Here is a 24,009-nt window from a genome sequence, read left to right as displayed (position 1 = left end):
ACATCGCGATGCATGCATATCGGCCAACGATACATATTGACTGCAATGCAGTGCGGGTGTATCGAAATTATCAGCAGATCGCTCGGGAGCAGCTTTCGCCAGATTTGAAGCATGGGACGCGGCGCGTGGTGTTGCCGCGAAGGAGGAGATGCATGACTATCACCGTCCGCGGGATCGAATTCCAGGATAATCTCGACAACCCGATGGGTATCGAGTTCTACAATCTCTCGCACCGCTTCGGCTTCCAGAACCCTAACTGGCCCTATTTCCAGGACACGCATATCGAGCGCATCCACTACATGGCCAAATCCGGCGTGCTGTCGCAGCGCATAACGACAACCATGCATGCGACGACGCATATCGATGCCCCCGCACACGTGGTGCAGGGAACGCCGTTCATTGACGAAGTGCCGCTCCCGCATTTCTTCGGTTCCGGCATCGTTGTGTCACTACCGAAGAAGAAGTGGGAGCCGATCACCGGCGAAGACCTGGAAAAGGCGTGTGGTCATGCGATCCGCAAGGGCGACGTGCTGATCGTCAACACCGGCTGGCACAAGCAGTACGAAGACGGCGACTATTTCGCCTATTGCCCCGGCTTCGTGCCGTCGGCGGGCGAATGGATGGTTGAAAAGGGCGTCAAGGTCGTCGGCCACGACACCCAGGCCAATGACCATCCGCTGGCAACAGCGATCGGCCCGCAGCGCAATGGCCCGCTTCTGCCGCATCTCAAGCAAGAATATTTCGAATGGTCCGGCGGCCGCGACTGGAAGGACGACTTCCCGGCATGGGAACCCGTCCACAATATCCTGTTCAAGAACGGCATTCTGGGTATCGAAAATGTCGGCGGCGACCTCGATGCCGTTACCGGTAAGCGCTGCACCTTTGCATTCTTCCCATGGAACTGGGACCGCGGTGATGGCTGCATCATTCGCCTCGTCGCGATGATCGACAAGGGCCAGAACTATCGCATCGAAAAGGGCGACACTTTCTGAGGACGACCTCGGTGCGGCGGGCCGTATCGATGCAGTGCCGGGGATGAGGAGTTCCCGGCGTTCCAAGCGCTTCCTCACGGAGGCGCGGAAATCTGGAGGGATCATGTTCACAAAGCGTTTTAGCGAGGCAAAGCCTTACGATGCGCCCAATCACCGAGGCGTCGTCGGCCTGCGGCTGCAGGGCTTCGAGGAAGACGGCCCGAAGAACCAGTGGGTGGGCCTGTCGCAGTTCCTGCCGGGTGGCGGGGCGGGACCCGATTCCACGCCGTTCGAAAAGGTCTACGTGGTGCTGGATGGCGAAATGACTGTGATCGTCGACGGCAAGGAGACGGTGCTCAGGGCGCTCGACAGCTGTACGATCCCGCCTGGCGAAGTCCGCGAGATCGTCAATCGGACCAATCATGTCTCAAAAATGCTGGTCGTCATCCCCTACCCGCCGGGAGCAAAATCATGAGCAACGAGGTATTCCTCAAGAACCCAGCCGCGCTGTTCGACATCAGCGGCAAGGTCGCGATCGTGACCGGCGCGTCCGGCGCATTCGGCGCTCTGGCGTCCAAAATTCTCGCCGGTGCAGGGGCAAAGATCGCTCTGGTGGCCGGCAATGCCGATGCTCTCGCCGAGACCGCCGGTGCCTGCCAGGCGCTGGGCAGCGAGGTGCTGACCATCAATCGCAGGCCGAGCGACGAAGCCGCCTGCGACAGTATCGTCGGCGACACCGTGGCGCGTTTCGGACGGGTCGATATCTTGGTTGTCGCGTCGGGCAAGAACGACGTCTCGAAGATCGTCGACATGGCCCCGTCGCGTTTCCTCGACGTGATGGACGCCAATGTCACGCAGTCCTGGCTGATGGCACGGGCGACAGGCAAGCGGATGCTCGAACAGGGCGAAGGCGGCAAGGTGGTGCTGATGTCGTCAGCGCGCGGACTGCTCGGCCATCCGGCAGGATACACCGCCTATTGTGCCTCGAAATCAGCTGTGGACGGCATCACCAAAGCTCTCGGCTGCGAATGGGGCGAGACCGGAATTACGGTGAATGCCATCGCGCCGACCGTGTTCCGCTCGCCGCTGACGGCCTGGATGTTCGAGGACACCGAGCGCGCAAACGAGGTCCGCAAGGGTTTTCTCGCCCGCGTGCCCAAGGGCCGGCTCGGCGAGCCGGACGATCTCGCAGGCCCTCTCCTCTTCCTGTCATCCAGGGCGTCGGATTTCTACACCGGACACATCCTTTACGCCGATGGCGGCTATACGGCGGGTTGACGATGGGCGATACAAAGCAGCGGATTGCAGTGATCGGAGCCGGCCTCATGGGCCACGGCATCGCGCAGGTTTTCGCAGTTGCTGGGCACGCGGTCCGGGTCTATGACCGCGAGCCCGCCGCGCTGGCCTCCCTTCAGGCGAGGATCGCCAAAAACCTCAGCGACCTCGGCCTTCCCCCGGGTGCGGAAAAGCACGTGACCGGGTTCGTTACGATCGGCGAAGCTGTGTTCGAAGCCGACTTCGTCGTCGAGGCCGCGCCTGAGAAGCTGGAGCTAAAGCGGGCGATCTTTGCCGAACTTGTGGTCCGAGCACCGCGCCACGCCATTCTGGCATCGAACACCTCCGTCATCCCGATCACCGAAATCGCGGGAGAGCTTGACACGGCGGACAGGATACTCGGCACCCACTGGTGGAATCCGCCATTCCTGGTGCCGCTTGTCGAGGTGGTCGGGACCGCCAAAACTGATACCGAAGTGATCCGCGAAACTATCGCTTTGCTCGAAGGCGTGGGCAAGACGGCGGTGCACGTTAAGAAGGATGTCGCCGGCTTCGTCGGCAACCGCCTGCAGCATGCCCTCTGGCGGGAAGCGATCGCTATCGTTGCCGAGGGGATAGCCGATGCGCGCACGGTCGACACCGTGGTGAAAGCGAGCTTCGGCCGCCGTCTCGCCGTGCTCGGACCGATCGAGAATGCCGACCTCGTCGGCACCGACCTGACGCTCGACATCCACAACGTCGTCCTCAAGCATCTCAACCGCGACTCTGCCCCGTCTCCCTACTTGAAACGGCTGGTGGATGACGGAAAGTTGGGCATGAAATCGGGAGAAGGCTTTCGAACCTGGACCAAAGACGAGGCCGACAAACTGAGGGCCGACGTCTACACCTATCTGAAGAATTTCACGCCGCCGGCCTGAGTTGGAGGACAAAGGCGCGCGGCGACAACCGAGTGAAAATCTGGGAGGAATTCATGCAAAGAAATCTCACACTGAATGGAAAGATCAACCGCCGCGCAGTGCTCAAGGGAGCGGCGGCAATGCTCGCTGCACCCGCTATCCTGCATTTCACACAGGCCTATGCCGACAATCCGGTGATCAAGGTCGGCCATGTCAGCCCTGTCACCGGGCCGCTGGCGGGTTTCGCTGAAGCCAATGACTACGTGCTGGCGGGCGTGAAGAAGGCGCTCTCTGGGATCGAGAACAACGGCAAATCCTGGACCGTGGAGGTGATCTCCAAGGACAGCCAGTCGAACCCCAACCGAGCCGCCGAAGTGGCCGCCGACCTGATCCTGAAGGACGAGGTCAACATCATCGTCGCCGCCTCGACGCCGGACACGGTCAATCCGGTCTCCGACCAGGCCGAAGCCAACGGAACGCCCTGCATCACCACCGACTGCCCGTGGCAGCCCTATTTTTTCGGCCGCAACGGCAACCCGGCGGAAGGTTTTGAAAACACCTATCATTTCTTCTGGGGCCTCGAGGACGTCATCGGCGCCTTCCTATCGCTCTGGGATCATCCCGGCGTCGGCAAAAGCGTCGGCGGCCTGTTCCCGAACGATGCGGATGGCAATGCCTGGGGCGACAAGGAGCGCGGCTTCCCCAAGCCGCTCAGCGAAGCGGGCTACAAGCTGACCGATCCGGGCCGCTACCAGCCGATGAACGACGACTTCACCTCGCAGATTTTGGCGTTCAAGTCGGCAGGCGCGGAGATCGTCACGGGCAACATGATCCCTCCCGACTTCGCCACCTTCTGGAGCCAGGCGGGCCAGCAAGGCCTGAAGCCGAAGATCGTCACCATCGGCAAGGCGCTGCTTTTCCCTTCGGTCATCGCGTCGCTGGGCGAAAGAGGCATCGGCCTGTCGTCGGAAATCTGGTGGTCGCCGAACCATCCGTTCTCGTCCAGCCTGACAGGCGAAAGCTCGAAGGCGCTGGCGGAAGGCTATGTGACGGCGACCTCACGGCCGTGGACGCAGCCCATCGGCTTCAAGCACGCCCTCTTCGAAGTCGTCGCCGACGTCGTCAAGCGGTGCTCGGATCTCGGCGATGCGGCTGCGATCGTCGCGGCGATAAAATCGACCAATCTCAAGACCATTGTCGGTCCTGTTGACTGGTCCAAGGGGCCTGTGAAGAATGTCACCAAGACGCCGCTCGTGGCAGGCCAATGGCAGAAGGTCGACGGCAAGGCCGCGCTTGTGATCACCACAAACAAGACGGCACCGGAAATCCCGGTCGGCGGCCAATTGCAGCTGCTTGGCTGATCACGCCCCGCCCCGGGATGGGGCGGCGAAATCCACCGGAGCCTGAAACGTGCCAATTGTCGAAATGGATTCCGTCTGCAAGCGCTACGGCCAGCTTCAGGTCACCGACCACGTGTCGCTGTCGCTGGAAGCGGGCGAAGCGCTGGGCATTATCGGTCCCAACGGCGCGGGCAAGACCACGATCTTCGGGCTGATCTCCGGCACGGTCGCGCCGGATTCCGGCCGGATCGTCTTCGACGACCGGGATGTTTCCCGGCTTCCGGCGCGGACCCGTTGCCATCTCGGCATCGGCCGTTCGTTCCAGATTCCGCATCCCTTCGTCGGCATGACGACCTACGAAAACGTGCTGATCGGCGCCGCCTTCGGACGGCAGCGCTCCGAACGCGACAGCGCGGCGAAGGCGGTCGAAATCCTCGAACTCACGGGATTGAAGCGCAAGGCGAACGCGCTCGCGGGCACGCTCACGCTTCTCGAACGCAAGCGCCTGGAGATGGCCCGCGCCCTGGCCAGCGATCCGAAGCTCCTGCTGCTCGACGAGATCGCCGGCGGCCTGACGGAACCCGAATGCAAGGAACTCGTCGCGGCAATCCGGGAGGTCCGGGCTCAGGGCGTGTCGATCATCTGGATCGAGCACGTCGTCCATGCGCTCACGGCGATCGTCGACCGGATCGCCGTCATCGATTTCGGCAGAAAGATAGCCGAAGGCGAGCCGCAGACCGTGATGGCGAGCAAGGTGGTCGCGGAAATCTATATGGGCATGGAAGGTGAAGCGCATGCCTGAGCCCATCCTGTCCCTCCGCAACCTCAAGGCAGCTTACGGCGACTTCCAGGCGCTTTTCGGCGTGAGCCTCGACGTCTTCCAGGGCGAGGTCGTTTCGCTGATCGGCGCGAACGGTGCGGGCAAATCCACCTTGATCCGCTCGATCATGGGCCTCGTGCCCTCGGCGCGCGACATGATCCACTTCAAGGGCGAGGCGATCGGCGGGATGCGGCCCGACTTGGTCGCGCGCCGCGGCATCGCTCTGGTTCCCGAAGGCCGGCGGCTCTTCAGATCGCTGACGGTGGAAGAAAACCTTGTGATCGGCGGGGAGCGCGGCCGGCCCGGACCCTGGATACTCGATACTGTCTATGACCTCTTCCCCGTACTGAAGGAAAAGCGGAAGAATGCGGGAACCGCGCTGTCGGGCGGTCAGCAACAGATGGTCGCCATCGGGCGCGCGCTGATGGCCAATCCGGAACTGATCCTGTTCGATGAGATATCGCTCGGCCTGGCCCCGGTCATCATCAATGACATCTACGCGGCCTTTCCCTCGATCACCGGCACAGGCGTATCCGTCATCCTGGTCGAGCAGGACGTCAGCCGGGCGCTCGCCTTTGCCCACCGCTTCGTCTGCATGCAGGAGGGCAAGGTTTCGCTCGCCGGCGAACCGAAGACATTTTCGCGCGCGGAAATCACCGCCGCCTATTTTGGAACCTAGCTATGGATTGGATCAACGCGCTCCTGCAAGGGATCATGCTCGGCGGCCTCTACGCGCTCTTCGCGGCGGGACTGTCGCTGATTTTCGGGGTCATGCGGCTCGTCAATATCGCGCATGGCGACCTGATTGTGCTCGCGGCCTACATTGCCATGGTCGTGGTCAACCTGACAGGACTGCATCCGCTGCTATCGGCGGTTCTGGTCGTGCCGCTGATGGCCGTCATCGGCTATGCGATGCAGCGGTTTCTGCTTAACCCGACGATCGGCAAGGACCTGCTTTCTCCTCTCCTCGTCACGTTCGGCATATCGGTCATCATCCAGAACGGGCTGCTTGCCGGCTTCACCGCCGACAGCCGCCGGCTGGCTGCCGGACCGATCGAAACCGCCAGCATAGCCCTCCTGCCGGGATTGAATGTTGGCGTCCTGCCGCTTCTCATGTTTGCGGTTTCCGTCGCACTGATCTTTGGGCTCGAATGGCTGTTCTTCAAGACGAAGCTCGGCCGCGCCTTCAGGGCGACATCCGACGACGCCGAAATGGCTCAGGTCATGGCGCTCGACCGCGGCCATGTATTCGGGATGGCCATGGCGCTGTCGGCCGCGGTCGTCGCCATTGCCGGCATTTTTCTCGCGATCCGCACCAATTTCGATCCAGCCTCCGGCCCGACACGGCTGATCTTCGGCTTCGAATCCGTCATCATCGGCGGCCTCGGCAATCTCTGGGGCACACTCGCAGGCGGCGTGGTGCTCGGCGTCGCCCAGGCGATCGGCGCGCAGATTTCGCCGGGCTGGCAAGTGCTCGCCGGACACCTTGTCTTCTTCGCGGTTCTGGCGATCAGGCCCCGCGGTCTCTTCCCGAGGATGGATTGATGGCCCAGGCTTTCGAAATACGCCGCTCAACACTATCGAGCCGCTTCGGCACCGCACTGTTCGTCGTGATCCTCGTGGCGTTGATCGCAGCGCCTTGGTGGGCTGGACGAGCCAATGTCCGGCTGCTTGGTGAGGTCTATTCCTTCATGGCGCTGGCATGCCTGTGGAACCTTCTGGCAGGCTTCACCGGTCTGGTATCGGTAGGCCAACAGGCCTGGGTGGGATTCGGCGGCTATATGCTGTTTGCTCTGGCAATGTTCCTGGGCATCCATCCTCTCCTCGCCATCGTGATCGCCGGCGCGGTTGCCGCAGTTCTGGCACTGCCGATCGCTCCCCTGCTCTTCCGGCTTCAAGGCGCCTATTTCGCCATCGGAACATGGGTTTTGGCGGAAGTCTTCCGTCTCTCCTTCGCCCAGGTCTCCGTACTGGGCGGCGGATCGGGGTCGAGCCTGCCCACATCGGTGATCACACACGTCGCCAAGAACCGCGAACTGCGCGAGATGATGATTTATTGGACCGGGCTGGCCCTCGCCGCGGGGACCCTGATTTTCGTGGTGCTGCTCCTACGATCCAAAACGGGCTTGGCTTTGACGGCGCTCCGCGACAGCGAGGTCGCCTCCGACAGTCTCGGCATCAGCGGAGGCAGGACGAAATTGGCCGTTTACGTCTGCGTCTCCGCCGTGACGTCGATGATCGGCGCATTCATCTTCCTGCAAAAGCTTCGTATCTCACCTGACGCCGCCTTCAGCGTCAACGACTGGACGGCCTATGTGATATTCATCGCCGTGATCGGAGGCATTGGCACGATCGAGGGGCCGATCATCGGCACCGTGCTGTTCTTCCTGCTGCGCGAGACGCTCGCCGATCTGGGCACGACCTACCTGCTTGTCCTCGGTGCGGTGGCGATCGCCATCATGCTCAAGGCCCCACGCGGCATCTGGGGCATGTTCACGGAAAAGACCGGGATCACGCTGGTGCCGATCCGCCGCCATGTCGTCTACGGCGCCGACTGACATCCGAATACGAAAGGAACAACTCATGGCCGACCTCTCCAAGAAAGTGATCATCACCTGCGCGGTGACCGGAGGTATCCATACGCCGACAATGTCGGACGCGCTGCCATTCACGCCCGAGGATATTGCACGCCAGTCGATCGAGGCGGCGGAGGCCGGGGCGTCGATCCTGCACCTGCATGCGCGCAATCCCGACGATGGCCGGCCAACGCCCGACCCCGCAGTCTTCATGCAATTCCTGCCGCGCATCAAGCAGGCGACCGACGCGGTCATCAACGTGACCACAGGCGGCGGTCTCAACATGACGGTCGAACAGCGTCTCGCTGCGCCTTTGGTCGCCAAGCCGGAAATGTGCTCGCTCAATATGGGATCGATGAATTTCGGCATCTATCCGCTGGCGGATCGCTATTCGTCGTGGAAATACGACTGGGAGGAAGCCTATCTCCGCGGCACCGACGACTTCATCTTCCGCAACACATTCAGGGACATCGAGCGCATCCTCAAACTGCTTGGCGAGGAACATGGCACCAAGTTCGAGCATGAATGCTATGACGTCGGCCATCTCTACAACCTGGAGCATTTCGTCGATCGCAAGCTCGTCAAACCACCCTTTTTCGTACAGATGATCTTCGGTATTCTCGGCGGCATCGGTCCTGACATGGACAATCTGATGTTCATGAAGCGGACCGCGGATCGGCTGTTCGGTTCGGACTACAAATGGTCGGTGCTCGCCGCGGGGCGTTTCCAGATGCCGTTCGCCACGCAGAGCGCCATGCTCGGCGGCTCCGTTCGCGTCGGTCTCGAAGACTCGCTCTATATCGGCCGCGGCAAGCTCGCGGCGTCCAATGCCGAGCAGGTCGCCAAAGTGAGACGCATTCTCGAAGAACTCGGGCATGAAATTGCAACGCCCGCCGAAGCCCGGCAGCTTCTTGGTCTCAAGGGCGGCGATCTGGTAGGCTTCTGATTTCGCCCAGCAAATGTTAGAGGCCGTCGATTGGAAAGACGTGATGGATACGAACGAAAAAGACGCTGACAGCCGCTCGGGCATCCAGGTGATTGCACGTGCTGCCGCCATCCTGAGGGCGCTGAAGAACGAGAACGACGGCCTGAGCCTTGGCCAGATCGCCGAACGCGTCGACCTGCCGCGATCGACCGTGCAACGCATTGTCGGAGCGCTGYAGTCGGAGCAGTTCGTCATCACCGCAAGTCCCGACCGGGGCATCCGGCTCGGGCCTCAGCTTGCAGCCTTGGCCGACGCCGCCAAGATCGACATGGCGGAAAAACTCCGACCCTTTCTGGTCGATCTCGGCAAGCGCACCAAGGAGACCGTGGATCTTGCGGTATTGCGCGGCAAGCGGCTTGTCTTCCTTGATCAGATAGCGGGCACCCACCGTCTGCGCACCGTCTCCCAGGTGGGCGAGACCTTTCCATTGACCGACACCGCCAACGGAAAAGCCTGCCTGGCCAAGATGGCCGAGAAGCAGTTGCGTGCCATCCTGGACAACGAAAGCGTCACGAAGGAAGCCGAGGTCACGTTGCTGCGGGAACTGGAAGATGTCCGTGACAGCGGAGTTGCGTTCGACCGTGACGAGCACACGGACGGCATCTCTGCCGTTGGTGCTGCCTTCTTCGATCGCCAGGGCGACCTCTATGCCGTCTCGCTGCCGACGCCGAGTTCAAGGTTCCGGCTCGAGGAGACACGGCTTGCCGAGAACCTGCTGCAAACCATGAAGCAGATCGCGCGGCTCGAACTGACTGACAATGGCCGCTGAGCAGCTACCTTGCCGGTCTCGGTCGGCCTTACGGCAGAGCCATCATCCTCTGTGCGATGACTTATCGGTCTCGGCGGCTTTCCCCGCTCATGGAACGGCGCGTCAAAGCGGCCAGCGCAATCAGCGCAAGCGCCCCGAACGGCAGGCCGCCCAGAAATATCGAGCGCGCGACACGTATCGCCTCCTCCGGCACGGCAAGCGACTGCATGCCGGCGGCATTGGCCACGCATCCGAGATAGGCGGAGCCCAGCGCATAGCCGAGGCGCATCATGGTGGGCACGGCGCCCGAAATGCGCTTGGCCTCGGCGGGCGCTGCACGCGATGTGGTGAAGCGCAGGAGGAAGGTCCAGGCCATGCCGAGACCGCCGCCTTCCATCAGGGCGAAGACAGCATTGAGCCAAGCGGGGCCATTGGGGACGGCATAGAGAAAGCCCAGGATGCTGGCGACCGTCATGGCGATACCGCAGGCAATCAGCACTCGGTCGCGCCGCTCCGGCGATCCGCTGACCAGGACCGCCATGATCGTCCAGCCGATCGACGAGCAGGCCAGAATATAACCCGCTTCCATGGGGGAGATGCCGTGGATGCGGATCAGCAGCAGCGGGCCAAAGGCTGTGATCGCCGTCGTCGCAATCGATATTGCCAGGATCAGCAACAGAGCTGCACCCGGAGTGCTGCGGGGATCGAGTGTCCGCATTGGAAACAGCCTTCTCTCCCCCGTGCGTCCGTCAAGCCAGAAGAACAACCCCAGTGCTATCAGGCCTGCACAGGCCACCGCCGCGGTGCGAAGAAAGCCGGTTTCGATGCTGCCCAGCGATATAAGCACGACTGCCAGGCAGAGAAGCGCCAGACGGCCAAGCGGCAGGCTCGGCACCGCATCGACATCAGACACTTTTTCGGTACCTGGCCTGAGCGCGATCCAGCCCGCCAGGGCAAAACCCTGCAAGGCAAAGAAGCCGAATCCCCAGCGCCATGTCGCATATTCCACGAACACCCCGCCCACGAGCGGCCCGAGGAAGGCCGAGAGACCCCAGAGCATCGACACGGTTGCCATGGCGCGCGCCGTGTAGCGGCGGGCAAACAGAGAATTGACGGCAATGAACGACATCGCCACCAAGCCGCCACCGCCCAGCCCTTGTAGCGCCCGGCCCACCAGGATCAGCGGCATGTCGGGGCTGAAGGCGCTGGCGAGACAGCCGCAGCCGAACAGCAGCGCCGCAGCGCTCATCGGCCGTCTCAGCCCCAGCCGCATGGTCAGCAAGGCGCTCGCAGCACCGGCAACGATCGAGCCGATTTCATAGAGCGACACGGACCAGCCGATGAAGGCGCTGCCGCCGATATCGTCGACGATGACGGGCAGCATCGTCGCCATGATCATGCTGTCTGCCGCATGCAGCCAGACGGCAAGACAGACCAAAGCCAGCGGCCCCAGATGCGAACCGATCAAGAATTCCCGCCACGGCACGAAGGCGCCCGCCATCCTCCCGCTCTCCACTCCATCCGTCATGCCTTGCTCCTTCTGAGAGCACAGTGCTACAACCTCAACATTGGTTGAGGTCAAGAGGCAAATTCAAATGGCGAAAAGCGTTCTGTCGGTCGGAGAGGTTGCCCGGCGCAGTGGCCTGCCGGTCTCGACGCTGCATTTCTACGAGCGCAAGGGGCTGATTGCGGCGGAAAGAACCAGCGGCAACCACCGGCTCTATCGCCGCGAGGTGCTGCGTCGCGTGGCCGTGATCAAGGTAGCGCAGAGTGTCGGCATTCCGCTGGCTGAAATCGCCGCCGCGCTGTCGCATCTGCCGACGGAGTCGATGCCCGACACCGAGGATTGGGCTCGCATTTCAGAGGCTTGGCACAACGATCTCACACGCAGAATCAATCTGTTGACCGCATTGCGTGACAAGATGGCGCTGTGCATCGGCTGCGGCTGCCTGAGTGTCAACCGCTGCCCGCTGGTCAATCCAGATGACCGGCTGGCCCTGGAAGGTGCCGGCGCCCGGATGCTCGTCGACGGTGAGAGTTTGGATGAACAGGCATCCGCGCTAAGGGATCAGCAGAATACTGCCGGCTGATCGTCCCGCCTCAATGTCCTCATGCGCCTTCGCAACGTCTGCCAGGCTGTATTCGTCGCTGATCTCGGAAACGATGCCCGTCTCCATGGCGCGGATTGCCGCATGGGCGGCCTCGCGATAGCGCCCGATGTCGGCGCACCATGCCATGATGCTGGGTTGCGAGAGCGACTTGCCCGGCCGGAGCTCCTCGACCGGGACGGGCGGGATCGGGCCGGCAGCCTGGCCGATCGTGACCGCCATGCCGAAAGGCCGGACCGAACGGATGCTTTTGATCAGCATGTCGCCGCCAATTCCGTCATAGGCGACATCGACGCCGATCCCGCCTGTCATTTGCTTGACGTCCGCGACGATATCGGCTCCTCGTCCAACAATCAGATGGTCTGCTCCATAGGATTGGGCAAGTGCCGCCTTTTCAGCTGTGCTGACAGTGCCGATGATGGTGGCGTTAAGCGACCTGGCCCAGCGAACGAGAATGCTGCCAAGCCCACCCGCAGCCGCGTGGATCAACACAGTGCTTCCGTCACCAAGCTCATAGGTCTTCTTCAGCAGCATATAAGCGGTCATGCCCTTGAGCAGCGAACTCGCGGCTGTCTTGGCAGAAACCGTATCGGGGAGCCGCACCACCCTCTCCGCCGCAATGTTCCTCGTCGAGCAATAGGCGCCGACAGGCGGTCCCGCATAGGCGACGCGGTCGCCCGGCTTGAAGTCGGCGATATCAGGACCGACGGCTTCCACCACACCCGCGGCCTCGGCGCCGATCACGGCGGGATAGGATGGCAGCACGTAGACGCCCTTGCGGTGATAAACATCGAGGAAGTTCGTGCCGATGGCCTGATGACGGATCTTGATCTCGCCCTCACCGGGAGGGCTCGTCTGTTGATCCTCAATCCGAAACTGGCTGATGTCGCCGGGTGCGTTCAGCAATACGATTTGGTCGGTCATCCCTGATCTCCTTTTCGCACGCAGATTATTCCCTGGGCAGATGTGTGAAAATTCCCTATTGTCTCACAATGGATGGGAAGGAATTCACACATATGGACTGGGACGACTTGCGCCATTTCCTGGCGCTTGCCCAGGCGGGAACGTTCCTCGGCGCGGCCAAACAGATCGGCGTCGAGCACGCGACGATCAGCCGGCGCGTCGCCTCGCTTGAAGGCAGGCTGGGGCGCAAGCTCATCGACCGCCGCGGGCGGCGCGTCAGCCTGACCGCCGACGGAGAGCGGGTTGCCAGGCATGCGGCGCTTGTCGCCTTGCAGACCGCCGCGATCGAACAGCTTGGCCGCAGTAGCGCCACAGAGATGCAGGGCCATGTCAGGATCAGCGCCCCACCCGCTCTATCGAGCGTGCTGGTGGCGAGACCTTTGGTCGCCATCAGGCAAGCCTATCCGGGCATAGAGATCACGCTTGTCGGCGAGAAGCGGCTCGCCTCGCTCAATCGGCGGGAGGCCGACATTGCGGTGCGGCTGTCGCGGCCGGAAGAAGGYGACTATACCATCACCAAGCTCGGAGAGATCGCTTTCCACCTCTACGCATCGAGGTCCTATCTTGAGGCCGTTCCGCCATCCGAATGGACCTTCATCGGCTACGACGAGAGCATGAGTGCTTCGCCACAGCAGGCACGTCTCATCGAACTTGCGGCCGGCCGGCCGATCGCGGTGAAATCATCCGTTCTGGAATTCCAGGCCGCAACCGCCAAGCTTGGCGGTGGTGTCGTCCTGCTGCCCGATTTCGCCGTGGCGGACACGGATGGTCTCGTACGGATCAAGGACGACAACCCGCTGAGACGGGAAGTTTGGCTGGTGGTTCACGCGGAGATCAAGGACCTGCCGGCGGTTCGCACCGTCATGGAGGCGTTGAAAAGCACCTTCGGAAGATAGTTTGCCAACAACCGGGACCGCTCGCGTGCTGCGGACGGCCTGCAATCTATCCGGGGCGAACGGAAGTTTCAGATCTCACAACATCCAGAAATAGTCTTCAACGGTGCCGGCCCGATCGGGAATTTACGATCATCGCCGAGGGATGCCGCTTGTTCCACTATCGCGCCGGAAAGATTAGTGATAACTGTATTAGCGGTCATCAAGACCGATTTTCGAGGGGAGACAGTCATGACGCCTTGGGAAATCGACGGGCTGGAAATGGCGAATTGCAATTGCGATTTTGGATGCCCGTGCCAGTTCAATTCACTGCCCACACACGGCAATTGCGAGGCCGCCGTGGGTTTCATCGTGAAGTCAGGCCATCATGGCTCGGTTCGCCTGGACGGCATCAAATTCGCCTTGACGGCGCAATGGCCCGGTCCAATCCATCTCGGCAACGGAACGGTGCAGTTGGTGGTGGATTCGAGCGCCACGCCGGAGCAACGCGACGCGGTGGCGACGATCGTGTCCGGCGGCGACACCGAGGACATGGCGACCATGTTCTGGGTCTTCAGCAAGATGGCGCCGAACAAGCTCGAAATACTGTCCAAGCCGATCGACGCTGAGATCGATATGGATGGGCGAACAGGACATGTCCGGGTGCCTGACGTCTTCGATCTGACGGTCGAGCCGATCCGCAATCCGGTGACGGGCGCCGAACATCGGGCACGCATCAACCTGCCGCACGGCTTCGAATACCGCGTCGCCGAAATGGCCAGTGGCACGACGCGCACCTCTGGTGCGATTTCGCTCGAGAAGAGCAACAACACACATGCACATATCTGCCGGATATATATGAACGGCCAAGGCGTTATCGATCACGCAGCCTGAGGTCGGACCGTGGACCAGTCGGGTGTCGAACGCATCCTTACCCGTGACCGCCTGATTGTCATCGCGGCGCTCCTAGTTGGCGTCACCCTTTCAGCCTGGTTCATCCTTGAAGGCGGTGGAACGGGCATGTCCGCGATCGGCATGTCCTTGCAAACCGGACCGGCAGGCGCGCTCCTCTCCGGTGCGCCGGATATGGTCAGCCCCTATGTCTGGACGCTTCGCTACGCTGCTGTCATCTTCTTCATGTGGTGGCTGATGATGGTCGCGATGATGCTGCCGAGCGCCTCGCCCGTCGTCCTTCTCTATGGGGCTCTCCATCGTCACCGCGGCGCCCTGGGGGCACTTGAATTTCTCTCCGGCTATCTCTCCGTATGGGCGGTGTTCAGCCTGGCGGCGACGCTGATACAGGGCGTGCTCGCGGCAAGCGGGCTGATATCGGCGATGTATATGAACCTCGCGACCACCACGCTGGCGGCGGTGGTCCTGATCGGCGCCGGTCTCTATCAACTGACTCCGGTGAAAGCCGCCTGCCTGGCGCACTGTCGCGGCCCGGTCGAGGCGCTGACGCATCATCGACGGACCGGGCGTGCGGCAGCATTCCGCATGGGACTTGTCCACGGCCGCTATTGCCTCGGCTGCTGCTGGGCCCTGATGGCGTTGTTGTTCGTTGGCGGCATTATGAACATCTGGTGGATCGTCGCCATCACGCTCTATGTCGCAGTGGAGAAACTGGCGCCCGGCGGAAGGCGGCTGTCACAGTTGATGGCGGCCGTGCTTCTTGTCGCCGGRCTGTCTCTGCTGGTGAAAACGGCAAGCGGCTTCTGACGAAACCATCTACTCCACGCCGTGATCCCTTTCTACTGGGCCAGGATAGGTCCCTTCTTCGCTTGCCAAGCCGACAATCCAAGCTTGGCGCGCTCGTTGTTGATGGAATCGATGTACATGGCCTGGATTACACTATCGAAGACGACTGCAGCTGGGACACGCTGGTCGGCAGCTTCGCGCCGGGAACGGACTTTGCCGCAAGCGGGCTTTCAGTTGGCGTCCCAGAACCATGACCTGGAAGAGTGTTCTCGTAGTTCCGCACGAATGACGCCGATGTCCTTGAGCTGGTCGTCGGAGAGATCGGTCAGGCGGGGCAATCTTCTTCCCCGCCGATTGCGGATCCGGACGGCAATGGCACAGATGGCGCGAATGCCTTTTGATAGCTTCCGGACCATTTGAGTGCTTTCCAAATCCAACGCCATGTCAGCCCCCGTTTCGCAACAGAGTGGAAATATCACTGGCCGAAGCCAGAGACATCCCTTATGGATTAAATGCAATTCATAAGGATATCTTTGGTGTTGAATCTCGACCACATCGCAACGTTTTTGGCTGTCGCGGAACTTGGAAGCTTCACCGCAGCTTCACAACGGATCGGCCTGACGCAGCCGGCGGTGAGTCTGCAGATCAAGCTCCTGGAGCAGCGGCTGGGCGTGAAGCTCATCGAGCGCATCGGCCGACGTGCGCAGCCGTCGCCGGCAGGGCTTGATTTTGTCGTCCATGCGAGACGGATTCTCAGTGAATGCTCCGCAGCTGAAGACGCGATGGCTCCCTATCGCGACGGTGGCGTTGGTCGCGTGAGGATCGGCAGCGGCGGCACCGCGTCCATCCATCTTCTTCCGCGCGCCGTCGCCGCAGCCAAGCAGCGGATGCCGGGCCTGGAAATTGTCGTTCGGATCGGCAACACCGATGAGATATTGCGCGACCTAGAGATGAACACGCTCGATCTCGCCGTGGTCACCCTTCCCGCATCCGGCCGATCCCTGGATATCGACCCCTTTTACGTCGAGGAGTTTCTCGCCGTCGCACCCGAGGGAAGCCAGATGCCGGAAGGCGGGCCGGACGCGGCATTTTTAGCCGACAAGACACTGATGCTTTACGACGGCGGCAACACCCGCGCGGCCACGGACGCCTGGTTCACAGCAGCGGGAATCCGACCTGAACCGAAGATGGAATTTGGAAGCGTGGAAGCGATAAAGGAGCTTGTCTCCGCGGGATTGGGATGGTCCTTGCTTCCTGCCATGGCTCTCAGGCCGGAACGAGCCCATGGTTTGAGGACGTCACCGGTAAGCCCCACATTGACGCGACAGTTGGGCCTGGCAATTCGTCGAGACAAACATCTGACACGTGGGCTGCGCGAGATCATCAAACAGTTGCGCGAGCATCAGCAGTGATACGTCATCCTGTGCAGGCTTGCGAGTGACAGGCGCAAGCGCCGGCACGCTTGAGCCCAAATTGAAATGCTCTCCGTGAAAGGCCATATGCCCAGGCCGAGACGAAGAATTGGGGGAATCCGCAATGGCAGACACCGTCTTTTTGGCCGGCGCCACGGGCGCGATTGGACGCAAGTTGCTGCCGATGCTCGTGCAGGCAGGTTTTGCGGTTTATGGCACGACGCGAAAACCTGACCGCCAGGACGGCATTCGCCAAGCCTGCGCGATCCCGGTGGTTGTCGATGTCTTCGATACCGAGGCACTGAAAACGGCGGTGGCCATGGCGAAGCCGCGGATCATCATCCATCAGTTGACCGACTTGCCCTTCGGCCTCGACCCAGCGCAGATGGAAGAAGGCCGTCGCCGCAATGCACGCCTCAGAGAAATCGGCACGAAAAACCTGGTCGACGCCGCCGTTGCGGCCGGTGCGGAAAGAATGATCGCGCAAAGCATCGCCTGGGTCTATCAGCCGGCGGCCCCATCGATCACGGAAGAGATGCCGCTGCAGGAAAGTGCTGCCGCAGTCCGGACGCTGGAGCAGCTGACGCTTGAAACAGTTGGTATTGCCGGCACGGTCCTGCGCTATGGCCTGCTTTACGGGCCGGAAACAGGCAGCGACGCGCCGTCCGGTTCGACAGTGCCGCATGTCGACGATGCAGCGCGCGCCGCATTGCTGGCGGCGAAAGCGACGGTTTTCGGCACCTTCAACATCGTCGACGACGGGGGCCCGGTCTCCAACGCCAAAGCAAAATTCATGCTTGCCTGGTCTCCTGTCAGGCACGAGGTGTGACTGGAAATATCCCACGCGATTTCCAGGATTCGCTCAGATCGCTTGCTCGCCGCGCCGTGCGCAGAGCGTCGAGCGACGGCGGTTCGTTTCCGTGCCCCAACAGAAGCGGCCTTTTTGCAACGGGGGCAATTTCTCGCTTACACGCTGGAACGCGAGGGGTCGTCGGTCGTTCAGGCATGGGGCTGGCTTCACGGTCGATGCTTTTCAGGCTCGTTACCCAACCGCCGAGGCGGCCCCACCTCTCTCGACCTTCACATCAGTTTCTCGAAAAACGGCCCGGCTCCGTCTGCAATTTCGCGGAAAATACGTCACGGGCAAAGCGCTCGTGGAACTCGCGATTCCCGACATCGTTGTTGGTTTCAGGGGTCACCATGAACCCACAACGACACCTGATGCCCTATGAAGACGTCTAATGGACTGCGAGGACTCGATCGAAGACCGCTTCCTGGAAATGGTCGACGAAGCCCGTGAGAACGGCTGGAACGCGGCGGAGATTGCGCTCGCGCTCAACAATCTGGCCCGGCGCTTGCGCCCCAGGCCGCATTTTGTTGGCAGTTCGATAATGATCCTCGCTTGCCGGGTGCGTTGCCGGCTACACCAATGCGTCAGCCTCAATGCCCAGTTCATCGCAGAAGAAGCGAGCGCCAGCGGATGTCACGGTGATGGTACGGCGCTTCGAACCCGGAACCAGATATCCCCGGTCCAGCATCATTTCCGTCAGCTTGGCGCCGAGATAGCCGCCAAGATGATTGCGCCTTTCCGTCCAATCCAGGCAAAGCCTCACCCGCGCTCTCTGTTTTGACGGCGGCGGCAGCGGATGTTGCGCATGCCGCTCGAACCAGGCTTGGCCTGCCTCGCTGAAATCGAGACCATCGGGCTTGAGCACCAGCAGGTTTCGCTCCGAAAGACGATCGAGCAGCCTCACCCCGAGCCTCCCTGCAAGATGATCATAGCAAAGTCGCGCATGGCACAGAGCAGCATCGTGCCGGACCCGGTGAACAGGAGGGCTCGCCCAATTGGACAAGCTTTCGATGATCTCGGCGATTTCTCCAGACGCCAGGCGATAGAAGCGGTGTCGCCCTTGCCTCTCAACGGCCAGCAGTCCGCCATCGACCAGTTGGGCAAGGTGCGGGCTTGCCGCCTGTGGCGAAGCGCCTGCCAGGAAGGCCAGTTCCCCCGCGGGCCGTGTCGTGCCGTCACTCAAGACCATAAGGATCGCCGCCCGCACGGGGTCACCGATCAGGGCACCCAGTTCGGCCAGCGAAACCGGGGAGATGTTTTTCTCAGGCGAAGCTGAATGTGCAGGAATAGCGGTCATGCCATCGTTATAGATGCAAGCACRGGCTCGATGCTAAAGGAATTTCTGAAACATCGCGGGCGCGGATGGGATCAAACTTGCAGGCATCACAACAAGGATGCAGCGATGACGGCTCCCATGAAAATGCAAGGCTTTGATATCGTCCGAGGCATAGCTCTCCTCGTCCTTTCGGCCGTGGCGTTCAGCTCGGCAGGCTTTTTTACCCGCAAAGCGCCCATCGATCTCTGGGCGATGATTTTCTGGCGGAATTTCTTCGGCACGATTGCCCTTGCCTTCGTGGTTGCTCTTACCTCGCGCGGCTCCCGTGGCCAACGATGGAAAATCGGCCGTCAGCATGGCTGTCATCGCCTTCAGCAGCTTCGGCACGGTCACCTATCTTGCGGCATTCAAATATACTGCTGTCGCCAATATCTCGATCATATATGCAGCCGCGCCTCTCACGACCGCCGCGATCGCCTGGGTTTGGCGGCATGAAAGAATGGCTCGGAAAACCCTGATAGCGTCCATGATTGCGTTGCTGGGCGTAAGTCTTACCGTCTTCCACTCGCTCGAGGTCGGAACAAGCTTTGGCGACGCACTCGCTCTTTTGATGACGCTCTCTCTTTCTCTGATGACCGTGGCCGCTCGCGGCAGCGACGTGCCGGCGCTGGTGATGTCATTGCTCGCCTCGGCGACGGCTGGTCTCATCGTTCTGCCGCTCGGCCATATGCAGGGCGCGAATTTTTCCATAACGGCAGCGGATGCGTTCTGGCTGGCGGGATTCGGCGTCGCCACGATGGCGATCGCACTGCCCTGCTATCTCGCCGGCGCCTCCCGGGTGGCCGCTGGCCGGGCCATGTTGATCAGCGCACTCGAAATGCCTCTGGCACCGCTCTGGGTGTGGCTTGCATTCGGAGACATTCCAGCTCTCGCCACGGTATTCGGAGGCATCCTGGTTGCCTGCTCGATTTTCTACGATCTGCGGGCGGGCAAAGCCTCGTCTGGCTCGATAGATGGCGCATGGGACCAAGTGGTCCCCCTGCCCCCAGAACGATGATTGCCCCATATCGATCGTTTTCCGCAGGTTCTGCGCGCCACGGGGGTCTTTGCATTTCGACCCCGGGGCTGTTCTCTCATTCTTCAGGAGATTTTTGTTTCGCATGCTGCCGACCTTCGGCATCAACTGAAGAGAAAGTCGTCCGCCGTCAGCGTCGTGGAATCAAAGGCGTGCAGGATCAGCTTGTCGTGGCCAAAGGTGATCCAGGTATCTGCGTCATGCTGGCTGATATGGGACTGAAGGCTAGAATAGTTGGTGATCCCCGCAAACTTCAGTATGGCGATATAGTCCGACCCGTGGGTAAAATCGGTGATGGTATCGATGTCGTTGCCCTTTTTGAATTGAAAAGTATCCTGATCGTCGCCGCCGGTCAGGGTGTCGTTTCCCTTGCCGCCATTCAGGACATCCAGGCCAGCTTCGCCGTAGAGCGTATCGTTGCCCATACTGCCGGTGATGTGATTGTCCAGCGCATTGCCGTGACCGGTAAGACCACCGGTGCCGAGCAAGATGAGCTGCTCGATATTGTCGCCCAGCGTGTAGTTGACCGTCGATTTTACCGTATCGGTTCCCTGCCCGGCGCTTTCCGAAATATCGATTGCCTGGCTTGAAACAATAAAGGTATCGTTTCCAAGCCCACCTTCGATCTCGCCATGCACAGTTCCGCCGCGTGTATCGACAAGGTCACGGCCACCGGCGAGCAGGATATCTCCGACGATCGTGCCATGATTGACGATTTTCATTTTGTCCGAGGTGTCAAACACCGCCGTTGGGCCGTGGATCTCGCCCTCGTTGATCAGCGTTGTCACGACGGACGCTCCCCCGCGGATATCGAGAGCGGTGTTGTTCCGGCTGGTGATCGTCCCCGAAGAGGTGTTGACGATCGTGCCTCCCGCCGCCATAGCAATCGTGTCGCCGGAACCGGAAGCGATAGAGCCGGAATTCGTCAGATCGATGCTGGTTAACGAATCGATGGCCGCAAATTTCGGGTCGATCGTTCCGTTGTTTATGAGGGACGTGCCGGTCGCCTGATTGATGAGGCCAACATCGCCGGTGAGCTCGCCACCTTTTTCGATCGTGATCTGATTGTCGTTGCCAGCCACCCCAATATCATAGCCGTGCTCGCCTGTCCCGGAGACCGTGCCGGAGATATCTAGCGTATTCGAAGATGCCTCGGGATAAAGCAGGATGACCGGCTCGTCGGTCGCGTCCTTCAGGGTGGCGGTCGCCATGATGATCCAGCTGTCGCCCGCGGTTTTGATTGCCAATTGATCATGGCTGTTCTGCTTGATCGTGTGGGTGGTCATGACGGTTCGCTCATTTTTCAGGGGGGTTTTGGTTTTGCAAGTTGCCGGTCTTCGGCATCAACTGAAGACAAAGTCGTCCGCAGTCAGCGTCGTGGAATTGACGGCGTGCAGGATCAGCTTGTCGCCGTCGCCAAGGGTGATCCAGGTGTCCGAACCGTGCTGGCTGATATGGGACTGGAGGCTCGAATAATCCGTGATCCCGGAGAATTTCAGGATATCGATGTAGTCGGAGCCGTGAACGAAATCGGTAACGGTGTCGACACCGTTGCCTTTGACGAAGACAAAATTGTCCTGGTCGGCGCCGCCAGTCAGTATGTCATTGCCTTTTCCGCCATTGAGGAAGTCCAGCCCTGCTCCGCCGGAGAGCGTGTTATTGCCGGCATTGCCGGTGATGTGATTGTCTGAATCGTTGCCTTGCCCGGTGGTGTTGCCCTTGCCGAGCAGGACCAGCATTTCGATATTCTCGCCGAGAATGTAACTTACGGTCGATTTGACCGTATCGTTGCCGCCGCCACTGCTTTGCACGATGTCGACATTCTGGCTCGACACGAGATAGGTGTCGTTGCCTCCGGATCCATCGACTTCGCCATGCACGGTTCCGCTGCGCGTATCGAGGAAATCATTGCCGTTTCCGAGATAGACGAGGCCCGTGATCTTGCCATGATTGACGATTTTCACACGGCCGTCGTCATTATCGTGCAGGGCGGCCCCCCCAATGATGCTTCCGTCATTGATGATTTTCGTCGCCCCTGAACCGGTGAATTCCAGCCCAAAATTGACGCCCTGGATCACCCCGCCGGCCTTATTGATGACGGTGCTGSCGGCTGCGCTGATAAAGGCGTTTTCCGCGCTTGCCCCAAGAGTTCCGCTATTGACAAAGTGAACGGCGCCGGTGGAATCAAAGCCGATGTCTTTAGCCTCGATAGCACCATCATTCACGTAATGATTTCCGTCCCGGTAATTGGCAATACCTTCAAACCCGGAAATCGAGCCACCCTTTTCGATGGTGATCGCCGTATCCTCGCCGTAGCAGTCCAGACCTACGCCCTTCTCGCCTTTGCCGATCACCTCACCGAATATGTTCAGCGTGTTGGAGTCATCGCCTATGTCGAAGAAAATGGCGGCTTGGTCCTTGACCGCCAGCGTTACACCGGCCTCGATGATCCAGTTGGAATGGGTCGTACTGATCGTCAGTTCCGTGTTGCTGTCGTGCTTGATGCGGTATGTCGGCATGGTGGTCGCCTCCTTAGAAGCCTGAATGGTCTGGTCTTTAGATTTTGCTGAAAGGCAAAGCCGCGGGTCGTGGTGTCCATTCGGACAGCAGGCGCGACTATCGCCTCAAAGGCTTGTAGCGAGATGCGCGTGGGCGGTGCCGGACGATTTCTAGATGTTGAATTCGAAGTCGTCGGCCGTCAGTGTGGTTGCCGTGACATGGTCAAGTACCAGTCTTTGACCCTGATCGAAGTCGATCCATGTGTTCGCCCCATGCTGGGTAATGTGCGAAGATAGATCGGCAAAGCTGCCGTAGCCCTTGACGCCATCGACGTCGATATAGTCCATGCCCTTGGTGAAGTCGGTGACGGTGTCGATGCCGTTGCCGGTGCGGAAGACAAATCGGTCCGCGTCCAGACCGCCGGTCAACATGTCGGCGCCCTTGCCGCCGTCGAGGTAGTCGACGCCGGCACCGCCATCGAGCGAATTGGCTCCGGCGTTTCCGGTGATGTGATTATCAAGCTCGTTGCCCGTTCCACTCAGGTTGGCTTTGCCGAGCAAAACGAGGTTTTCCAACTCATCGCCGAGATGGTAGCTCACCGTCGATTTGACGGTATCGGTGCCACCGTTGGCAAGCTCGGTGATATGCGTCTTCTGGCTGGACACCATATAGATATCGTCGCCTTCAAGCCCGGAAATCTCGCCGCTCAGTTTATTATCGCTGCGGACATCAATCACATCATCGTAATTGCTGAGAATGATATCTCCCGTAATCGAACCGTGATCAACGATCTTGACGGCGTTGCTGTGGTAATGCGCGTCTATCGCCAAATTGGCGGAGCTGATCGTCCCATCGCTGATAATCGTTGCCTTGCCGATGCTGTTGCTATTGGTATCGTCGCCGACAACCACTGCCGCGTTTGAAGCTTTAATCGTCCCAAGCGACAGGTTTTTCATTACGCCGCCAGTAAAGGCGACACCAAAATTTGCGCTTTGTACCAATCCGTTGTTGACAATGGAGCTCGATTCTGTCGCAGCAATCGCATACCCTTTTTCAGACGTGTTATAGATCTTGCCCGAATTGCCGACTGTATTCTCGCCGCCAGCCAGCAATATTGACGCGATGCCCACGCCATGAATCTCCGCATCCTTACCGACCTCGATACTATTGTTGCTTCCATAGACTTGGACCGCGGCATCGCCGGTGGTATCCGCCGCCGATTGCAGAAGGTCGCCGTCGATCGACAGTTTGATGAAACCGACCCCCTCGGGGACCATGATGTCGCTGTAAGCGGAGACAGCGATTTTTACCGAGTTGGGAATATCCCATTCGTCATATTTGCTGCTGAGTGTGAGGGTCTTGGTGAGATTGTGGTCCAAAACATATTTGCTCATTGCGTCCACTTCCTGGAGATCTGGGTTGCCGCCAACGCTCGAAGCAGAGGCGAGACGTGGCGGCGCCTCTATCGGATAAGTTTCTGCTCACACGCCTTCCAATCCTCAGCGGGTTGGCGCTGTGGGCGTAGGAAGCGCTCTGCGAGCAATCATCGTCCTAAGAAGAGCACAATTGGCCCGGTTCATCTTTGCGTTTTCGACCAGGAAGCTTGGCGATTTTGCCCAAAAGCGAGCGGAGAACAGTATATTAT

Annotated in this window: 26 protein-coding genes and 1 pseudogene; 19 read left to right on the top strand and 8 right to left on the bottom strand. The window is 60.4% G+C overall.

The features are described from left to right. Nucleotides 1-152 precede the first annotated feature (152 nt). The 11 genes from AC1D06_RS19285 (at nucleotide 153) to AC1D06_RS19235 (ending at nucleotide 9,632) form a co-directional block, all read left to right on the top strand. Nucleotides 153-992 (top strand): cyclase family protein, encoded by an 840-nt coding sequence (locus AC1D06_RS19285; protein ID WP_477987483.1) that lies wholly within the window; start codon nucleotides 153-155, stop codon nucleotides 990-992. A 103-nt stretch (nucleotides 993-1,095) separates the two neighbouring features. Beyond that, nucleotides 1,096-1,446: a cupin domain-containing protein gene (locus tag AC1D06_RS19280; RefSeq protein ID WP_477878694.1), complete on the top strand. Its 351-nt coding sequence runs from the start codon at nucleotides 1,096-1,098 to the stop codon at nucleotides 1,444-1,446. Then, on the top strand, nucleotides 1,443-2,249 hold the full coding sequence (locus AC1D06_RS19275; protein ID WP_477987482.1) for an SDR family NAD(P)-dependent oxidoreductase: 807 nt from the start codon (nucleotides 1,443-1,445) through the stop codon (nucleotides 2,247-2,249). Before AC1D06_RS19280 ends, AC1D06_RS19275 begins: the two co-directional genes overlap by 4 nt. Before the next feature lie 2 nt (nucleotides 2,250-2,251). After that, a complete protein-coding gene (locus tag AC1D06_RS19270; protein ID WP_477987481.1) occupies nucleotides 2,252-3,163 on the top strand; it encodes a 3-hydroxyacyl-CoA dehydrogenase family protein in 912 nt (303 codons plus the stop codon). A gap of 53 nt (nucleotides 3,164-3,216) precedes the next feature. Further along, the gene (locus AC1D06_RS19265; RefSeq protein WP_477987480.1) at nucleotides 3,217-4,503 is read left to right on the top strand and encodes an ABC transporter substrate-binding protein; all 1,287 of its coding nucleotides are present in this window, start codon (nucleotides 3,217-3,219) and stop codon (nucleotides 4,501-4,503) included. 49 nt (nucleotides 4,504-4,552) lie between these two features. Further along, entirely contained in the window at nucleotides 4,553-5,284 is a 732-nt protein-coding gene (locus AC1D06_RS19260; RefSeq protein WP_477987479.1) for an ABC transporter ATP-binding protein, read from the top strand. Then, nucleotides 5,277-5,981 carry an ABC transporter ATP-binding protein gene (locus AC1D06_RS19255; protein ID WP_477987478.1) on the top strand — a complete coding sequence of 235 codons (705 nt, stop codon included), beginning with the start codon at nucleotides 5,277-5,279 and terminating at the stop codon, nucleotides 5,979-5,981. The genes AC1D06_RS19260 and AC1D06_RS19255 overlap by 8 nt, the downstream gene beginning before the upstream one ends. A 2-nt stretch (nucleotides 5,982-5,983) precedes the next feature. Further along, the gene (locus tag AC1D06_RS19250; protein ID WP_477987477.1) at nucleotides 5,984-6,847 is read left to right on the top strand and encodes a branched-chain amino acid ABC transporter permease; all 864 of its coding nucleotides are present in this window, start codon (nucleotides 5,984-5,986) and stop codon (nucleotides 6,845-6,847) included. Then, entirely contained in the window at nucleotides 6,847-7,860 is a 1,014-nt protein-coding gene (locus tag AC1D06_RS19245; RefSeq protein ID WP_477987476.1) for a branched-chain amino acid ABC transporter permease, read from the top strand. The genes AC1D06_RS19250 and AC1D06_RS19245 overlap by 1 nt, the downstream gene beginning before the upstream one ends. A gap of 25 nt (nucleotides 7,861-7,885) precedes the next feature. Continuing rightward, nucleotides 7,886-8,824 carry a 3,5-dioxohexanoate:acetyl-CoA acetone transferase gene (gene kce / locus AC1D06_RS19240; protein WP_477987475.1) on the top strand — a complete coding sequence of 313 codons (939 nt, stop codon included), beginning with the start codon at nucleotides 7,886-7,888 and terminating at the stop codon, nucleotides 8,822-8,824. Between the two features lie 43 nt (nucleotides 8,825-8,867). Beyond that, complete coding sequence (locus tag AC1D06_RS19235) at nucleotides 8,868-9,632, top strand: IclR family transcriptional regulator (protein ID WP_477987473.1); 765 nt, start codon at nucleotides 8,868-8,870, stop codon at nucleotides 9,630-9,632. Nucleotides 9,633-9,693: 61 nt separating this feature from the next. Here AC1D06_RS19235 and AC1D06_RS19230 read toward each other — a convergent pair whose 3' ends face one another. Beyond that, nucleotides 9,694-11,139, bottom strand: a complete 1,446-nt coding sequence (locus AC1D06_RS19230) for an MFS transporter (protein ID WP_477987472.1) — start codon at nucleotides 11,137-11,139, stop codon at nucleotides 9,694-9,696. A gap of 67 nt (nucleotides 11,140-11,206) precedes the next feature. Here AC1D06_RS19230 and soxR point away from each other — a divergent pair, with 67 nt between their 5' ends. Then, entirely contained in the window at nucleotides 11,207-11,701 is a 495-nt protein-coding gene (soxR, locus tag AC1D06_RS19225; RefSeq protein WP_477878713.1) for a redox-sensitive transcriptional activator SoxR, read from the top strand. On the opposite strand, the gene AC1D06_RS19220 is transcribed toward soxR, so the two are convergent. Further along, nucleotides 11,672-12,643: a quinone oxidoreductase family protein gene (locus tag AC1D06_RS19220; RefSeq protein ID WP_477878684.1), complete on the bottom strand. Its 972-nt coding sequence runs from the start codon at nucleotides 12,641-12,643 to the stop codon at nucleotides 11,672-11,674. The genes soxR and AC1D06_RS19220 overlap by 30 nt on opposite strands. 68 nt (nucleotides 12,644-12,711) lie before the next feature. On the opposite strand from AC1D06_RS19220, the gene AC1D06_RS19215 reads away from it, so the two are divergent. The 3 genes from AC1D06_RS19215 to AC1D06_RS19205 all read left to right on the top strand — a co-directional run bounded on the left by AC1D06_RS19215 (nucleotide 12,712) and on the right by AC1D06_RS19205 (nucleotide 15,273). After that, entirely contained in the window at nucleotides 12,712-13,578 is an 867-nt protein-coding gene (locus AC1D06_RS19215; protein WP_477987527.1) for a LysR family transcriptional regulator, read from the top strand. A gap of 228 nt (nucleotides 13,579-13,806) precedes the next feature. Then, on the top strand, nucleotides 13,807-14,448 hold the full coding sequence (locus AC1D06_RS19210; RefSeq protein ID WP_477878683.1) for a DUF1326 domain-containing protein: 642 nt from the start codon (nucleotides 13,807-13,809) through the stop codon (nucleotides 14,446-14,448). 9 nt (nucleotides 14,449-14,457) lie between these two features. After that, nucleotides 14,458-15,273: a DUF2182 domain-containing protein gene (locus AC1D06_RS19205; protein ID WP_477878682.1), complete on the top strand. Its 816-nt coding sequence runs from the start codon at nucleotides 14,458-14,460 to the stop codon at nucleotides 15,271-15,273. A gap of 209 nt (nucleotides 15,274-15,482) precedes the next feature. Here the strand turns inward: AC1D06_RS19205 and AC1D06_RS19200 are convergent, their stop codons facing one another. Next, nucleotides 15,483-15,695, bottom strand: coding sequence for a DUF1127 domain-containing protein (locus tag AC1D06_RS19200; RefSeq protein ID WP_477878681.1), 213 nt, complete (start codon nucleotides 15,693-15,695; stop codon nucleotides 15,483-15,485). A gap of 93 nt (nucleotides 15,696-15,788) precedes the next feature. On the opposite strand from AC1D06_RS19200, the gene AC1D06_RS19195 reads away from it, so the two are divergent. Both AC1D06_RS19195 and AC1D06_RS19190 read left to right on the top strand, forming a co-directional pair. After that, nucleotides 15,789-16,664, top strand: a complete 876-nt coding sequence (locus AC1D06_RS19195; RefSeq protein WP_477987471.1) for a LysR family transcriptional regulator — start codon at nucleotides 15,789-15,791, stop codon at nucleotides 16,662-16,664. A gap of 124 nt (nucleotides 16,665-16,788) precedes the next feature. Then, on the top strand, nucleotides 16,789-17,493 hold the full coding sequence (locus tag AC1D06_RS19190; protein ID WP_477878679.1) for an NAD-dependent epimerase/dehydratase family protein: 705 nt from the start codon (nucleotides 16,789-16,791) through the stop codon (nucleotides 17,491-17,493). Nucleotides 17,494-18,085: 592 nt separating this feature from the next. Here AC1D06_RS19190 and AC1D06_RS19185 read toward each other — a convergent pair. Together AC1D06_RS19185 and AC1D06_RS19180 are read right to left on the bottom strand one after the other, a co-directional pair. Further along, complete coding sequence (locus AC1D06_RS19185) at nucleotides 18,086-18,811, bottom strand: helix-turn-helix domain-containing protein (protein WP_477878674.1); 726 nt, start codon at nucleotides 18,809-18,811, stop codon at nucleotides 18,086-18,088. Between the two features lie 33 nt (nucleotides 18,812-18,844). After that, the gene (locus AC1D06_RS19180) at nucleotides 18,845-19,177 is read right to left on the bottom strand and encodes a hypothetical protein (RefSeq protein ID WP_477987529.1); all 333 of its coding nucleotides are present in this window, start codon (nucleotides 19,175-19,177) and stop codon (nucleotides 18,845-18,847) included. Here AC1D06_RS19180 and AC1D06_RS19175 point away from each other — a divergent pair. Together AC1D06_RS19175 and AC1D06_RS19170 are read left to right on the top strand one after the other, a co-directional pair. Beyond that, nucleotides 19,146-19,289 (top strand): annotated as a pseudogene (locus tag AC1D06_RS19175) (DMT family transporter); the annotation flags it as partial. The gene AC1D06_RS19180 and the pseudogene AC1D06_RS19175 overlap by 32 nt on opposite strands. 27 nt (nucleotides 19,290-19,316) lie before the next feature. Further along, nucleotides 19,317-19,847, top strand: coding sequence for an EamA family transporter (locus tag AC1D06_RS19170; RefSeq protein WP_477987525.1), 531 nt, complete (start codon nucleotides 19,317-19,319; stop codon nucleotides 19,845-19,847). A 122-nt stretch (nucleotides 19,848-19,969) separates the two neighbouring features. On the opposite strand, the gene AC1D06_RS19165 is transcribed toward AC1D06_RS19170, so the two are convergent. From AC1D06_RS19165 to AC1D06_RS19155, 3 genes are all read right to left on the bottom strand, one after another. Next, nucleotides 19,970-21,151 (bottom strand): calcium-binding protein, encoded by a 1,182-nt coding sequence (locus AC1D06_RS19165; protein WP_477987470.1) that lies wholly within the window; start codon nucleotides 21,149-21,151, stop codon nucleotides 19,970-19,972. Nucleotides 21,152-21,208: 57 nt separating this feature from the next. After that, complete coding sequence (locus AC1D06_RS19160; protein ID WP_477987469.1) at nucleotides 21,209-22,384, bottom strand: calcium-binding protein; 1,176 nt, start codon at nucleotides 22,382-22,384, stop codon at nucleotides 21,209-21,211. A 150-nt stretch (nucleotides 22,385-22,534) separates the two neighbouring features. Next, nucleotides 22,535-23,758, bottom strand: coding sequence for a calcium-binding protein (locus AC1D06_RS19155; RefSeq protein WP_477987468.1), 1,224 nt, complete (start codon nucleotides 23,756-23,758; stop codon nucleotides 22,535-22,537). Between the last annotated feature and the right edge of the window lie 251 nt (nucleotides 23,759-24,009).

It is taken from the genome of Rhizobium sp. P2_G2 (assembly GCF_056403555.1).
Note: the sequence above shows the minus strand (reverse complement) of the source record. Positions and strands in the feature narration are given on the sequence as shown.